This is a genomic window from Sharpea porci, from assembly GCF_009695655.1.
Taxonomy (GTDB): domain Bacteria; phylum Bacillota_I; class Bacilli_A; order Erysipelotrichales; family Coprobacillaceae; genus Sharpea; species Sharpea porci.
Window position 1 is genome coordinate 1 of record NZ_VUNM01000041.1, and the last position, 16,319, is coordinate 16,319.

Annotated in this window: 13 protein-coding genes; all 13 read left to right on the top strand. The window is 36.3% G+C overall.

Translation table 11 applies throughout. From position 1 onward, the window contains the following. The first annotated feature begins 131 nt into the window (after positions 1-131). Positions 132-644 (top strand): type IV pilin protein, encoded by a 513-nt coding sequence (locus tag FYJ79_RS12770; RefSeq protein ID WP_154518560.1) that lies wholly within the window; start codon positions 132-134, stop codon positions 642-644. Between the two features lie 103 nt (positions 645-747). Then, a complete protein-coding gene (locus tag FYJ79_RS11530) occupies positions 748-1,689 on the top strand; it encodes a D-2-hydroxyacid dehydrogenase (RefSeq protein ID WP_195837088.1) in 942 nt (313 codons plus the stop codon). A gap of 22 nt (positions 1,690-1,711) precedes the next feature. Next, positions 1,712-3,763, top strand: coding sequence for a PilW family protein (locus FYJ79_RS11535; protein ID WP_154518566.1), 2,052 nt, complete (start codon positions 1,712-1,714; stop codon positions 3,761-3,763). Then, positions 3,760-4,230 (top strand): type II secretion system protein, encoded by a 471-nt coding sequence (locus FYJ79_RS11540; RefSeq protein ID WP_154518569.1) that lies wholly within the window; start codon positions 3,760-3,762, stop codon positions 4,228-4,230. The genes FYJ79_RS11535 and FYJ79_RS11540 overlap by 4 nt, the downstream gene beginning before the upstream one ends. Positions 4,231-4,243: 13 nt before the next feature. Then, a complete protein-coding gene (locus tag FYJ79_RS11545; protein ID WP_154518573.1) occupies positions 4,244-5,722 on the top strand; it encodes a prepilin-type N-terminal cleavage/methylation domain-containing protein in 1,479 nt (492 codons plus the stop codon). Positions 5,723-5,834: 112 nt separating this feature from the next. After that, positions 5,835-6,878 (top strand): LD-carboxypeptidase, encoded by a 1,044-nt coding sequence (locus FYJ79_RS11550; protein WP_154518577.1) that lies wholly within the window; start codon positions 5,835-5,837, stop codon positions 6,876-6,878. 75 nt (positions 6,879-6,953) lie between these two features. Next, entirely contained in the window at positions 6,954-8,126 is a 1,173-nt protein-coding gene (locus FYJ79_RS11555) for an MFS transporter (protein WP_154518580.1), read from the top strand. 131 nt (positions 8,127-8,257) lie between these two features. Then, entirely contained in the window at positions 8,258-8,818 is a 561-nt protein-coding gene (locus FYJ79_RS11560; protein WP_154518583.1) for a TetR/AcrR family transcriptional regulator, read from the top strand. Then, complete coding sequence (locus tag FYJ79_RS11565) at positions 8,818-10,302, top strand: DUF6937 domain-containing protein (RefSeq protein WP_154518586.1); 1,485 nt, start codon at positions 8,818-8,820, stop codon at positions 10,300-10,302. The genes FYJ79_RS11560 and FYJ79_RS11565 overlap by 1 nt, the downstream gene beginning before the upstream one ends. Then, positions 10,302-11,690, top strand: a complete 1,389-nt coding sequence (locus tag FYJ79_RS11570) for a glycoside-pentoside-hexuronide (GPH):cation symporter (RefSeq protein WP_154518589.1) — start codon at positions 10,302-10,304, stop codon at positions 11,688-11,690. The genes FYJ79_RS11565 and FYJ79_RS11570 overlap by 1 nt, the downstream gene beginning before the upstream one ends. A 1-nt stretch (position 11,691) precedes the next feature. Continuing rightward, positions 11,692-14,031, top strand: a complete 2,340-nt coding sequence (locus tag FYJ79_RS11575) for an alpha-galactosidase (RefSeq protein ID WP_154518593.1) — start codon at positions 11,692-11,694, stop codon at positions 14,029-14,031. 124 nt (positions 14,032-14,155) lie between these two features. Then, positions 14,156-15,217: a 3-deoxy-7-phosphoheptulonate synthase gene (locus FYJ79_RS11580; protein WP_154518596.1), complete on the top strand. Its 1,062-nt coding sequence runs from the start codon at positions 14,156-14,158 to the stop codon at positions 15,215-15,217. Positions 15,218-15,330: 113 nt separating this feature from the next. Beyond that, positions 15,331-16,194: an HAD family hydrolase gene (locus FYJ79_RS11585; protein ID WP_154518599.1), complete on the top strand. Its 864-nt coding sequence runs from the start codon at positions 15,331-15,333 to the stop codon at positions 16,192-16,194. The last annotated feature ends 125 nt before the right edge of the window (positions 16,195-16,319 follow it).

Here is a 16,319-nt window from a genome sequence, read left to right on the forward strand (position 1 = left end):
GTAAAAATATAGATACAAATCCACAGTGCTTATAAATGATATCATCAATGGCCGTAGATGATATCATTCTTAATTCGGCTAGAAAGGAAAAATACTCAATTCTAACCTTAAATTGAGTATACGTGTTGAATATGCGTGTTAATAAAAACAAGGGATTTACACTGATTGAAATTATTGTTGTCACTGTTATTTTAGCTGTATTAATGGCTGTAGCTGTTCCATCAGTCATGTCTTATATCAATGAAGCAAATGATGCTAAGTATGTTGCCGTTGCACGTGCAGCTTTCTTGAATGCAAGAAGAGCGTTCGTCTATGAATATTCAGCCAATGGAAAGGTTGATAATGGCGCTTATAATAAAATTCAAATTTATGTCGGTACATTTGGTTTAGATAAAAAATATCTTGATCAAGTCATTGAAGAGATTGGACCAAGAAAAGATTATGGTGATCAAGTAAAATCATTATATTTATGTAAGATGAAGCTGACACCATCAAAAACTGGGATTGCTTCGATGACTGTTGGTATTCAATTTAAAGATGGAAAAGGTTATAAACTTGTAACAATTGAGTCCAATAATAAAATGACCGTAGGTAAAGAATATTTAGATAATCTTACTGGTGTGACAAGAGGTACTCTTTCGTAATTATGAATGAGCAATATTAAAAAGAAGTCTCGTTGAGGCTTCTTTTTATGCGATAGTTTTCTTTTTTCAGTGTATAATAAAGCTAAAGAAAGTGGGAATGGAAATGAAAAGAGTATTAATGACAATAAGTGATTTTCAAGATAATCAGGTAAAAGAGCTTGAACATATTAAAGGGTTGGATGTAATAGTAAAGAATAAGAAGGATGTTTGTAAAGAAGATATTTTAAGTGTGGATGCCGTTGTTGGAAATGTGGATCCTGCATTATTACAAGATGCGCATTTAGAATGGTTTCAGGCAGAGAGTGCAGGGGTGAATCAGTACTTGGGTGTCATTGCGCCACAAACAGTTCTAACATGTGCAACAGGATCATATGGCATTGCGATTAGTGAATATATGATTGCCATGATGCTGAATATAATGAAGCGTATACCTACATATTTCAAAGATCAAGAAGCAAGAAAATGGGTCAATGAAGGACATGTCATTTCACCTATTGGAAAACGTATCTTAGTTGTGGGAACGGGAAATATTGGTATGGAATTTGCGAAGCGTGCTAAAGCATTGGGTGGATATGTTGTTGGTATGCGAAGAAGAAAAGAAGAAGTTGATGGCTTTGATGAAATGCATACAATTGATGAATTAAAAGAAGAGGTATCAAAGGCTGATGTTATTGCCATTAGTCTTCCTGCCTCACAATATACTTATCACCTCTTTAATCAAGAAATCTTAGAAGCCTGTAAAGATCAATCCATCTTGATGAATGTAGGAAGGGGTAATGTTATTGATACAAGTATGCTTGAAAAAGTACATGATCGTTTTTTAGGTATTTGGCTTGATGTCTTAGAAGAAGAACCATTACCTGTTGATAGTCCTTTGTGGAATATTGATAACTTGTTGATTACACCACATATAACAGGTGGTTATCAACTTGATATTACATTAGAAAAGCTTTATAAGATTGTATTGCATAATATGAAGGCCTATGCGCAAGATCAGGAAATGATCAGTGTTGTCGATAAGAAGTGGGGATATGCGAAATCATAAAGAATAAGGGAGTATTCGGGAAATGAGAAAGAAAGATAATCAAGGCTTTACATTGATTGAAGTGATTGTCTCGATTGCGATTGGTTCGATTGCACTTGGGGCAATACTTTCTGTGATCTTAACGGGCTTTACGACATTTGGAACTTTCAGTACGCAAAAACTCAAAAAAGATGCACTGGATAATATTGTCGATTATGTGCGAGATGAAATACAAAATTCTAGTGATGTCGTCATCAGTACTATTCCACCAAAAATCAATAGTGATAACAATGGAGATTGGTCATGGATAGCAGTCAGCAATGGAAAACTTTACCAGGGAAGTTATAAGTATGATAAAACAAAGAAAACTGGTACTGGTACAGGCAAGCAAGCGCTTGATGATAGCTATTATGCGGTCAAGGATACTTATGACCGTAATAATGATATCAGTAAATTAAGTATGCATTATGTATTGCAGCGTCGTCAGAAAGATAATGATAACCTAAGTTATGTGGTCAATTTTCACTATGTTTTAAAGAGTGACACGGAGACATATAAGAAGAATGATGCAATTGAATTTTCAAATGTCTTAAAAGAAAATGGCACAACTGATAAAGATTATAATACGGGTGATCTTAGAAATACAAAAACATCACAAGGCAATGATAAATCACCTGTGTCATTAGACAATACAATGCAAAGTGTCTCATTTAATCAAGATGGAGATGGCTTGATTAGAATATATTACAATACTAAGACAAAGAAAGAATCAAGTGAAATAGATCCAACAACCAATCCTTATTTAACAGGTACAGTTGCAGATAAGATTAATGAAATAACACCATATTTAAATAGAGGATACTTTATTGGTACAGCAGAATCTGTATGGAATGATGACTTTCTACAACTTCCTTATCTTAATAACTATCGTGCTGGTGACTTTGTCTATTACAAGGGTTATTGGTATATGTGTACAAAAAATCTTCCTTATCGTGCCGCAAACTATAATCATCCTGATTTAGGTGGTTCATATTGGCAACGTCTTACTCCTGATTATGATGATAAGAATACTTACTATATTGGTGATGTCATTAGAATAAATGAAGGTGGTAAGAATATTTATTACCGTTGTATTAAGGACACAAGTGGATATCAAAAGCCAGACCAATATTCTCAATATTGGGAGAAAATTGGTGATAAGCCATTACCAAACTATAAAGGTTACGATAATACGTTCTCAACTATGAAGGATGAACGTATCAAAGACTTGTTGGAACTTAATAAAGACATTAAATCTTCACCAGGATATGAAAAGAGCACACATTTGACTTCTTTTAGCTATCAAGGAAAAGAACAAAAAGTCAGCAATGCAGCTAACTATGCGACTGATTATCCTGAGCTCCAAGAATATAACAGTAACACAACCTACAAGATTGGGGATTATGTCAAAGTAAAAGTAGCTGATTCTGATGGTGGCCGTGGCAGTCAGTATAGTTATTATGAAGTTTATAAGAAAATAGCAGATCCTGAAGTAGGGGCGACTGGTGAATATCAGCTGCCTGGTAAGAGCTTCAAATCAGGCTGGAAATTGATGGAAAATTGTTATCATCCGACAAGCTCTTATGAAAAAGGCGATGCTGTAAGACTTGGAACAGTACAGTTAGATGATAATGCTGTTCAGGGTCAATATCAGGATTTTATACAGCTTAAAGATCCTAAGAACTTGCCAGCTATTAATTTAAGTTCATATGGTTATTATGGCTACACGTATACAGCTGATCATACATCTATTTGTAACTGGGATGCAAAGTTATATTTTGGACTTCGTTATCAATATTTTAGTGACATAAGTATCAGTCGTATAAATAATAGTCTTACGATTGACAGGTATGCCTATGGAGATACGATGGGTCGTTCTAATGAATTTTGGCTTGAAAGAGCTATGATTTATTATGATGAAAATGAAGCAAAAAACCACAATATTGACACTGATGATAAGTATACTATTGGTGGATTAGACAATACAGCTATCCGTAATGCCATATGGGAAAGAAAGAGTTATAATGATTTGATACAGGAAGGTGAGGGAGCATGAGTAAAGTAAAGAATGAAGAAGGTTCTACGATTGTTGCAGTTGTCATCGTTACCATGCTTGTACTCATCCTTACGGGTGCAATGTATATGCTTGCACAGTCCTATTATAATCGTAGCGTTAGAAATAATGATGAGCGTCAGGCTTATCTCTATGCAAAAAGTGAAGTAAAGATTATTGCGGATAACTTAAAAAAAGAAACAGGAAGCTTTACTACAAGTGTTTATTATCCTAAAGATGCATCCGGAACCTGGAATCTTAATTTGAGTAAAACATCCAATGTGGGTTCTAAGGATTATGTGAAGTTGATTACAAAAAACATCTGTGAATATAAAGTGACAACGAAGGATGATGGTTCTCATGTTGTGACTTACAAAGTCACTGTAGGGTACAACAATAGAGAATCAACTGTCTCTATTGATTGTACAATTGATAATAAGAATAAAGTAGAAATAGGAAAGTATTATTAGGAAGGTGTCGGAAATGAATAAAAAGGGATTTACATTAATCGAAGTTATTGTTTCTATTGCCATTCTTTCCATTGTCCTTGGTGTCCTTTCTACAAGTATCAGTATGATCTATCGTCATTATAATGCTTCCAATATGTATAAAGAGGATAGTGATCTTGCGCTCTACAATGTTCAGGGAGGCTATGATCAAAATGTACAGATGAAATCAGCAGATTACAAGTTAGAAATCAATGGGACAAATATGCATGATGAAATCCAGCTTAATGCCTTTGCTTCTGCTTCATATCATCAAAAGACCATCAATATTGATTCTAGCGTTAAAGAGAAAAAGGAAGCTGTCTATTTAACGAGATTTGAAGCTCAAGCCAAAGATATTGATACAAAATTCTTTATCGTTGACGCTAGTACAGGTAAAGTCAGTAAGATGCCTGGGCTTGAAAACTTAGGCGTTGGTAGTTATGATGATTTGCCTAATGCAAGTTGGGAAGCTTTAAAAAATATGAATAAAGAGTGGGGCAAATGGTCTTTTGCCGGCTGGTCATTATCACCTGCTACTTATGATACCAATGGTAATGTGACTTCTGTAAAAGAAAATATGTATGATTCTTGGGATAAGAATCGTAAAAAGCCATATTGGGTCAGTGTTCCTACCAATGGTGCTAATAATCCTAACAATCGATATTATTATACGGGCTGTACTTATGAGCTTACATATGATAATGGTGAATGGAAAGGATTGATAACTGAAGATAACTTTGCTGACTTCAAGGAGAAAGTTGCGAATGGAGTCATTGACATGAAGCATTATGCATTAGTTCCTACCTATTACTTCTCTAAAGATATTTATAATAGTGATCTGGATACGATTCTTTTAAATGATGCTGATAATACTTTGCGTGAAGCACGCGACACAAAAAATATTCAGTTACTTGCACAGGCAGCAGCACGTTGGATAAAAAAGAATAGTTTACAAAAACTTGAACAGGAAGTTAGCTATTCTAATAGACAAAATGGTCTTTATGGAAAAGGCTTAGAAATTATTCATTTTAGAGAAGCGGGATGGGGTGTACTTGGTGAAAAGGATTATAGTCGGTTTGGTAATAGAAATAAAGGGAAACCTTCTTCTTATGAAAGTAGTGCGACATACAGGGATTTGCCCCATCTTAATGATGGAACATGGAATCAGGATAATGGTTTTATAAAGGCAATGTTTGAAAGTATCGGCTTTGATATTACGAAGATTAATGATGAGAATGACTGGTTAGGTATACGTTATAGTTATAATCGTTTGTTATTTGCAAATAAGATGGCTGATTCAGAAGACTCACATCCTTATTCTCTCTTTATAAAAGTTAATCAAAACAAGCAAGAAGTGACTGTTTTCGTTGGAAAAAGTACAAGTAGTGGATCTTGGTGGAATACAAAATGGTCTGATCCTAGAGAGGGAATGGTCATTAATCCAAACTACGTTGCAACTGCATCATATGCTTAAAGTCAGGAGGAATACCTGACTTTTTGTGAGCATAATAGAAGGGAAGAGATTCACTCTATAATGTAAGATATTTATGTAACTGAGTTTACAATCTATTTAATGGAGGAAAGCTATGAGAATACCAGACTATATTCAACCAGGCGATATTATTGCCTTTAGTGCGCCATCATGTGGATGTGCAAGTGAGCCAGCTTTAAGCATGATGCATGATGCTAAAAGAGTGCTAGAAGAAAGAGGCTATAAAGTTGTTATTGGCAAAACGTGTTATTTAGAGGATGGAAAGGGTATTGCCACTGATCCAAGAGTGGCTGCTAAAGAATTAATGGATTTCTATCTTGATCCTGAAGTGAAGGCTATTATTGCTGCTGGTGGGGGAGAGTTAATGTGTGAGACAATCTCATATGTTGATTTTAAGAAGCTGAAGAAGTCAAAGCCTAAATGGTATGTGGGGATATCCGATAATACCAACATGGTCTTTACACTAGCAACACTATGCCATACCGCAGCCATTTATGGTCCTGTTGTTCCTGATTTTCGATTTCCTCTGACAAGAAGAGAAGAAGATACACTTGGCATTATGGAAGGTAAGATCAAGAAGGTTTATGGTTATGAAAAATATGCATCACCTGATAAAGGTTATCTCAATTTAGCTCAAAATGAAAAATACCATCTCGATCAACCCAAAATCCTCCATAACTATTTACCCATTAATAAATCAATAAAAGAAGTCTACAATATGCCTATCAATATGAAAGGCGTATTAATGGGTGGATGTCTTGATGTTCTTGTTAATCTTTGTGGGACACGTTTTGATGAAGTAAAAAAAGCTATCAAACATAAAAAGATTATCTGGGTACTTGAAGCATGTGATCTTACACCAATGGGTATAAGACGTGCTATTTGGGAACTTGATGAAGCTGGCTGGTTTAAAACGGCTTCAGGCTTTGTGATTGGACGTCCTCTTGCTGCTAGCAATAAAGAAATGATGGGCGTCAATCAATATAATGCTGTTTATGAGCTATTAGAGAAATACCATGTGCCTATCATCATGGATACAGACGTGGGTCATATTAACCCCAATATGCCTCTTGTCATTGGGGCATATGCCTATGTTTCTTCTTACAACAATACAATTGAAGTCAAGATGGATTGTTGATTTTCTATTTGAGAAAATAGCACATTTCTTAATGACTTTTGATTATAGTTATTGTTATTGAAGAGGTGCTTGGTTATGAAACATTTACAAATGAAATATAATTGGGTACAGATGCTCTATTGGATAGCAACATGTTCCCTGACAGGCTATATTGCTGTCTTCTTGCAATGGAAAGGACTCAGCAATACGGAAATAGGTATTGTCACAGGAATGGGGTGTATCCTGTCGATTATTGTTGGACCGTTTATCAGTGGCTTAATTGGGCAAATAGAACATCTTACAATCAACAAGCTTTTGACGATGATTATTGTCTATCAAATATTGATATTCCTGTTGATTACTTTTTTGAAATTACCAACAGTGATCATCATGATTCTTGATATCTCGATTATTACATTAAGCTATGCCTGTGTTCCTTTGCTTTCTATGATATGTATGAATCATTTAAAAGTGGGGCATTATATTAATTTTGGCATAGCACGAGGTCTAGGGTCGATTGCTTATGCGACAACGGCATTCTCTATCGGGCTTCTTGTCGATAAGCTCAATCCTTCATTACTTGTCATATTCTTTGTATGTGGCATGATACTGTTGTTGATTGATTTGTATTCAATCGAAGATGTGGAAATTAGCGGTGATGCAAAGAGTGCTGAACATATTTCTGTTTTCAATTTTATAAGAACTTATCATTTTTATTTCATCATTCTTCTTGGCTTTGGGATTACTTTTGGGGCTTCAGCCATGCTTTCTACATACTTAATCAATATTGTTAAGCACTTAGGTGGAACAACGTCATTCTATGGCATTGCAGTCTTTGCGATGGCGGCAAGCGAACTTCCCTTTATGGCCATCACCCATACACTTCTCAAACATTTTAAGAGTGAGCAGTTATTTGTGGTTGCAGGTATGATGTATCTTGTACGTAATCTATTGATTTGCCTTGCGCCGAATTTGCCTATTCTGATATTAGGCATGCTTTCTCAAGGTGCAAGCTATGGTTTATTTACTGCCACAATTACTTATTATGTTTCTGACCATATTGATGGAAAACATGAAATGATGGGACAAACAATGATTTCGATGATGTCAACAGGACTTGGCTCCTTTATGGGGAATGTCATGGGTGGATTATTACAGGATAACTTTGGTTTATCCATTATGCTTATAGCAGGAATCATTATGACAATTGTTGGTTCATTGATTCTTGTTGTATTCTCATTGAAACAACTTCAAACATATAAATCTTAAGGTCATCATAGGATGATCTTTTCTTTTGTATACAGGAAACTAAATATAACAATTTGGTTTCTTGCAATCGCTTACATAAAATGCTACAATGGAAACTGTAAAAGATGTAAGAGTTTCCAAGGGAGTAACATATGGAAGATTTAAAAGAACATATACTACAAGCAACAATAGATGTATTCAAGGAAAAAGGAATTAAATTCACAATGGATGATATTGCAAAGAAGCTTTCAATCTCCAAGAAAACCATCTATACCGTAACAAAGAATAAAAATAGTTTGATTAATGAAATGGTCAAATACTCATTTGAACGCATTAAAACAAGTGAACAAGAAGTCTTACAGAATGAAACACTTTCAACGCTTGATAAGCTTATACAGTTGTTGTCAGTCTTACCTGAAGGCTATAAAGATTTGGATCTAGCTAGTTTGTATGATCTAAAAGAAAAATATCCGCAGGCTTATAAAGAAGTAGAAAAAGGATTAGAGACAGGTTGGGAAAGTACGATTGCATTACTTGAACAAGGAAAAGAGGAAGGTGTCATAAGAGATATCAATATTCCTATCTTTAAAGCAATGTTTGAAGCAAGTCTAGAGCGTTTCTTTAAGCGTGATGTTCTAAAAGGCAACCATCTGTCTTATAGCGAAGGGCTAGAATGTGTTGTGGAAATATTAGTAGAAGGGATAAAGAAGTAATGGAAGATAAGAGTCAAGTGATTTTTGATAACAAGATCAGTGAAAAAGATTATAGGAAAGCACTGAAGTCTAAGAAGAAATATATCAAAAAGTTTGGTGATGATAGTGATGTTAATTATCCTATTCGTATTCGAAAGAATAGAGTGCTAGGGGATGTTTTTGATTTATATGATGTTCTCTTGCCTGAAGAATTATCTGGTAAGGATGTTGAAAGTGATCCTTTCGATAAGAAACAAGGTATTATTGTTGGTAATATCAGAATGGGTTTTGGTCATTATCGTATTTCGATGGCAATGGCAAGCTGTGCCAAGGCTTTGGGCTATAAGCCATACTGGATGGATCTCAATAGTTACCCACAAACAACATGTACGAAAGTGATTTCAGCTCAGAATGATCTTTATTCCTTAGGTTCACGTCTTTCCCGCTTCAAGCTTTTCAATAAATTTGTCTGGGAACCAATGAATTATGAAGGATTTAGAAAGCTCAGTTATAATGCGAGTGATCAGAAGAATGCAGAACTGATGGCACCTGTTTTTAGAAATGTCCCAAAAGATATTCCTGTTGTGGGCACACATTGCTGGCCAGCACAGGCAGCTATTCATGCTGGAATGCAATATGTTGTCGAAGCTATTCCTGATAACTGGCCGATGGCTTTGCATCTTGCCGAGGGTTCTGTTCATACAATCCAATGTCACAATGCTTACTTGGGATATCGTGTACTCAATGGAATGAACAAAGATAAGGTGCTTAAACCGATGGGGAAAGATGATATTGTTTATACAGGTCATTATATCGATCATGAACTTGTTGTGAATATTGAAGATGACTGTCAGAAACGTATGGATCGAAAAGATCAGCATGAAGCTATGCGTTTCTTGCTGACGATTGGTGGGGCTGGTGCGCAGAAGGAAATTTTTGCAGCCATCATCAAGTATCTCTTGCCTTATATTGATAAAAATGAAGCTGTGCTCTATGTCAATGTGGGTGATTATCGCAATGTATGGGATGAGTTATGTAATGAAATTCCCGAAATGAAAAACTTTGTTTATGAACATATGGATGACTTTGAAGAAGCAACAGCCTTCGCAAAGTCAGCTATTAATGGCAAAGTCGCAGGTATTCATGCTTTCTATCATCATGATATTTTTGAAGCTGTTTATATTACGAATCTGTTGATGAGAAGCTGTGATGTTCTTGTCACAAAGCCTAGTGAGCTTGCATTCTATCCAGTACCTAAACTTTTTATCAAAAGAGTGGGCAAACATGAAATGTGGGGCGCTATTCATTCAGCGGAGATTGGTGATGGCACGCTTGAAACAAGGGATATTCCTCATACATTACAGATGCTTGAACTCTTTATGACAGATGACAACTTCCTGAAAGATATGTGCAACAATATTATTACCAATAAATCCATTGGCATCTATGACGGCGCCTATAAAGTCATAGAACTCGCCATGCAATTAAAGAGAGGAAAGAAATAATGGAAACAAATGAAAAGAAGCTCAGCATGAAAGGTAAGCTGAGTTATGGATTAGGAGCTGTAGGTAAAGACATGGTCTATATGCTTTCAGCAAGCTATGTCCTGTATTATTATCAAGATTTATTACATATTGATGCTGTCGCAATGGGCATTATCTTATTAATCGCAAGAGTCTTTGATGCCTTCAACGATCCTATCATGGGGGTTATTGTCGCTAAGACAAAGACGAAATGGGGCAAGTTTAGACCCTGGCTTTTCTCCGGTACACTACTTAATGCCATTGTCCTCTATGCTTTATTCGCAACACCAACTTCATTGAAGGGTGGAGCGCTTATTGCCTATGCAGCGATTATTTATATCTTATGGGGTGTTACCTATACGATGATGGATATTCCTTTCTGGAGCATGGTGCCAGCTTTTACTGAACCTGGTAGTGACCGTGAAAATACATCGGCCTTTGCCCGTAGCTGTTCAGGTGTTGGTTCTGCTCTCATTTCTATCTTTACAATGATGTGTGTCTATTCTTTAGGTTCTGGTAATGAAATTGTTGGTTTTAAATGGTTTAGTCTTATTATTGCTTTATTCTTTGTGGTCTTTGAAACCATTACATGTCTTAATATCAAAGAAACATCAACCGTTGATATGGAAACTGCAAGTGTCAAAGACATGTTTAAGAGTCTTCTCTCTAACGATCAGGCCCTAGCTATCGTTGTGACTATCGTTATTGTTAATTTATCAATTTATATTACATCCAACCTCCTTATTTATTTCTTTAAATATGATTTTGGTGGAGCCAACTGGTATAAGAGCTATACTGTCTTTAATACTTTTGGTGGAGCAATGCAGATTCTTGCCATGATGTTACTTTTCCCATTGTTAAGAAAGTTCATGACGACAATAAAGATCTTCATCACATCTTTAGTGATGGCTATTGTAGGCTATATTGTCTTGTTGGCATTAACTTTTACTTCAATGAATAATGTTATCTTGTTATTTATTCCTGGTTTTTTAATCTTTGCAGCTAATGGTATGTTGATGGTTCTTACAACAATCTTCCTCGCTAATACTGTTGATTATGGTGAATATAAGAATGGTCGTCGAGATGAATCCGTCATCTTCTCCATGCAGACATTCGTTGTTAAGCTTGCAAGTGGAGTTGCAGCACTCATTGCGGCACTTGCGCTTGCCATCTTCCATTTTGGCAATTCATCCCAGTCAGCACACGTTGTCAAAATGGCCACAAGCTCGATTGTTGGCTTACGTATGACGATGACGCTTATTCCTATTGCTGGCCTTGTCTTCGGTATTCTTTTCTTCAAGAAAAAATACATTCTAACAGCTCAAAAGATGGATGAAGTCACAAAGGCCATTAAGAATAAAGAGGCTTAATATGATAAGACAATATGATCAGTGCTTTGTTCTTGAAACAGCACATTCTAGCTATATCTTGCGTATCCTGCCTACAAAACAGCTTGAACATCTCTATTATGGCAAAAAGCTTACCATCACTTCCTGCCAGGATATTGTCCCGTTGATTGAACAACATGCCTTCGCCCCAGGCAACACAAATATCTATGATGAGGAACATCCAGAATATTCTCTTGAAGATATGCGCCTAGAAGTAGGGACAATAGGTAAGGGAGATATCCGTGTTCCTTTTGTAGAGATTATTCATGACGATGGATCAAGCACAAATGATTTTCTCTATCATGATGCTAAAATCAACACTACACGTACACCTATTAACACATTACCCTATGCTACCAACAATCAAGAGGAACTGGAAATCACATTGGTTGATGAGGCCTATGATGTGACACTCAAGCTTTATTACAATGTCTATGACAAATATGACATGATTACAAGACGTGCTGTTCTCATCAACAATAATAAAAATGCAATCAGACTTAATCGTCTCATGAGTACACAGCTTGATTTTTCAACACATGACTTTGTCTTAACGACATTTAATGGCAGCTGGACAGATGAGATGAATAGACACGATTATGTTGTAGAGAGTGGATTACATATCAATGCTTCTTTTACAGGCAGTTCCTCCTCAAGGGCTAATCCCTTTGTCATGCTTTCAAACAAACATACATCAGAAGATGCAGGTGAGGTTTATGGATTGAATTTGATCTATAGTGGCAATCACTATGAAGCAGTTGAAGTGAGCAGTTATGGAAAGATGAGATTTGTTTCAGGTATTAACCCTCAGAACTTCTCATTCTTGTTAGCACAGGGTGAGCAATTTGAATCACCAGAAGCTGTGATGTGTTATAGTGATCGTGGCTTTAATGACATGAGCCAACATATGCATAAGTTCATCAATGACTGCATTGTAAGAGGTTCATGGCAGCATCAAGAGCGTCCCATATTACTGAATTCCTGGGAAGCCAATTATTTTAAGATCAATGAACAAAAACTCATCAAACAGGCTAAAGCAGCTAAAAAAGTTGGCATTGAACTCTTTGTGATGGATGATGGCTGGTTTGGTAAGCGTGATAATGATCAATCATCCCTTGGTGACTGGCAATATGACCCTAAGAAGCTGCCTCATGGTTTGAAACACCTTGTTGATAAGATTAATGCGATTGGGCTTGATTTTGGAATCTGGGTGGAACCGGAAATGGTGAATGTTGATTCTAATTTGTATCGCTCTCATCCAAACTGGACAATTGCGATACCGGGGCATGGGCAATCAGAAGGACGTCATCAGCGCATTCTTGATTTGTGTAATCCTGAAGTTGTGGACTATCTGACAAAAGTGATGAGTAAGCTCTTTGAGAGTGCCGATATCAAATATGTCAAATGGGATATGAATCGCACTTTCAGCGACATCTATTCTCCTTATCTTCCTTCCGACAAACAACAGGAAGTCTTTCATCGTTATATCATTGGTTTATACAAGCTTTTGGATAACCTGACAAAAGCATTTCCTGATATTCTTTTTGAAGGCTGTGCATCAGGAGGCAATCGTTTTGATTTAGGCATGCTTTGTTTTATGCCACAGATCTGGGCAAGTGATAATACCGATGCACTGTGTCGTGCACGCATACAAAAGAATTATTCTTATGGCTATCCCCTATCTGTTATCTCTAATCATGTCTCATCAACGCTTAATCATCAGACCTTGCGTACAACACCTCTTAATACAAGATATAATGTTGCCTGCTTTGGTATTTTAGGCTATGAAATAAATCTGGCCGATTTGTCAAATGAGGCTCTTGAAGAGATCACAAAACAGATTGCAGCATACAAAGTTCATCGCAAGACCTTCCAGTTTGGAACATTCTATCGTGTCAATCAAGTACTTCATAACTGGTGTGTTGTCAGTGATGATCAAAAGGATGCAATGGGCATGCTTTTACAGGAGCTTGTTTTACCTCATCATCAGTATCATCAGTTTATTGCAAGAGGATTAAAGGAAGATAGCCATTATCATTTCTTCAATGAAGCCAAACAATATAATGTCAAGCTCTTTGGAGATTTGATTAATACGGCATCCCCTGTTCATATTAAGCAGGATTCTTTAGCCCATCAGGTTGTTGCGAAATTTGTGAAAATGCCTGGGGAAGTTGAAGATATTCATACAACAGGTAGTGTTTTAATGCAGGGAGTAGGCTTAAAACAAGCTTTTAGTGCCAATGGCTATAATGAAAACGTTCGTTATTTTCAGGATTTCGCATCGCGTTTATATTTTATAGAAGAAGAATCCGAAATGAAGTAGGATTCTTTTGTTTTATCGAAATCTCATGATTGGATTTTGTGAAATTAATGAAATTATGAAATAAATTCTTTTCTTATTCTTAAATTCGTGTATGATAGGTAGTAATCACAAGGAGGAATGTATAATGGAATCAATGACTATGGAATTCGTGAGAAAACTACCTATACCACAGGAAGTTAAAGCACAATATCCTCTCACTGAAGACTTAGAAGCCATTAAAAAAGCAAATGACCAGGAGATTGCAGATATATTTACAGGTAAATCAGATAAATTCTTACTTATTATTGGCCCTTGTTCAGCAGATAATGAAGAAGCTGTTCTTGATTATATGCATCGCTTAAGAGGCGTTTATGAAAAGGTAAAAGATAAAATCTTCATCATCCCTAGAGTCTATACAAATAAGCCAAGAACAGTTGGCAAAGGTTATAAGGGAATGTTGCACCAGCCAGATCCAGAAAAGCCAGAAGATATGCTTGAAGGGTTGTTAGCTATTCGACATATGCATATTCGTGTTATTAAGGAAACAGGCTTTACTTGTGCTGAAGAAATGCTTTACCCTCAGAACCACCGTTACCTATCCGATGTACTTAGCTATGTCGCATTAGGAGCACGTTCAGTAGAAGACCAGGAACATCGTCTTGTCGCAAGTGGTGTTGGTATTCCAGCAGGTATGAAAAATCCTACTGGTGGTGATCTAAATGTCATGATGAACTCAATCACAGCTGCTCAGGCTCCTCAGCGTTTCATCTATCGTGGCTGGGAAGTCCAAACACCAGGTAACCCTTATGCGCATGCTATTTTAAGAGGCTATGTAGATAAATTTGGAAACTCTATGCCTAACTACCATTATGAAACATTGAAAGAAGTCTACAATCTTTACAAGAAGGAAGGCTTAGAAAATCCTGCTGTTATTGTTGACTGTAACCATGCCAATAGTGGTAAGAAGTATTTAGAACAGATTCGTATTGCCAAGGACGTCATGCATTCTAGACATGTTTCACGTCGTATTCATAGTCTTGTCAAAGGGTTGATGATTGAATCTTATATTGAAGATGGTAATCAGAAGGTGGAAGATGGTAAATATGGCTGTTCTATTACTGATCCATGCTTAGGCTGGGAAAAGACAGAAAAATTCATCTATGATCTCTATGATATCATTAAAGAAGATGAAGCTAAGGCAAAATAACATTATGGACAAGGAAGCTTTTAAAAATAAAGCTTCCTTTCATTTTCTGATTTTGTAAATAGTTTGTATTGAGGATAAAATAGCATAGAATAGACATACGAAGGTGATAGGTAATGAAAGTATTATTTTATGATGCAGATGGTACAGTCTTAACAAAAAATAAAATATGTGAAAGTACATATGAAGCATTTAGATTGCTTCAGGCTAATGGTATCCTGACGGTACTTTCAACAGGGCGCTCGCTCCCTAGTATTAAGTCAACACCGTTAGAAGATCTAGGTTTGACGAACTGCATAACGGCAGCAGGTGGGTGTGTTATTATCAACAATCAAATTGTTTCCCATGAATATCTTACGGAAGAGCAGCGTGATGAGATAACGGATTACTTTGATCAATACCATGTTCCCTACAATGTTGAATGCAATGATGGACTCTATACTAGAGTGGGCGAAAAACAACGACAGCTAAGAAGAATGCCCATTACGTTAGAAGAAGCAGGAAGTCTTGCGGAAGTTGAACGTAATATAGATAGACGTCATCATTTTCTTAATCAGCTCAAGGAAGTCGAGAGCTTTAAAGGCATGCATGTGAATAAGATTCACTGGTATGAAGACAAACGTATGTATGATGATGGCATCATTACTCTAAGTGTTGAAGATATTCAAAAACATTTTTCTTCTCGTTATAATGTCAACCCCTTGAGTTTTAATGGCAATAGGGGTGGTGGAGAAATTAATGACAAAGCAATCACTAAGAAGAAAGGTGTGGATATGATCATAAAGCATTTCCATATTGATCCTAGTGATGCTTATGCGATTGGAGATGGCTATAATGACTTGCAGATGCTTGAGAATGTCCATCATGCGATTGCAATGGGGAATGCACCTGAAGATGTCAAGAAAGTATGTAGCTATGTTACAAAGGCTATTGATGAGGATGGTTTCTATAAAGCTATGAAACATTATCATTTAATCTAGGGTTTGTCCCGAAATAACTAAATATATTGAGGTCTGCTAAGCAGATCTCTTTTTTTACCCTCGATTCTATGAGTGACAGAGGATTTCTGCAATATTAAGGCATAAAAAAACACCATTCTATATGG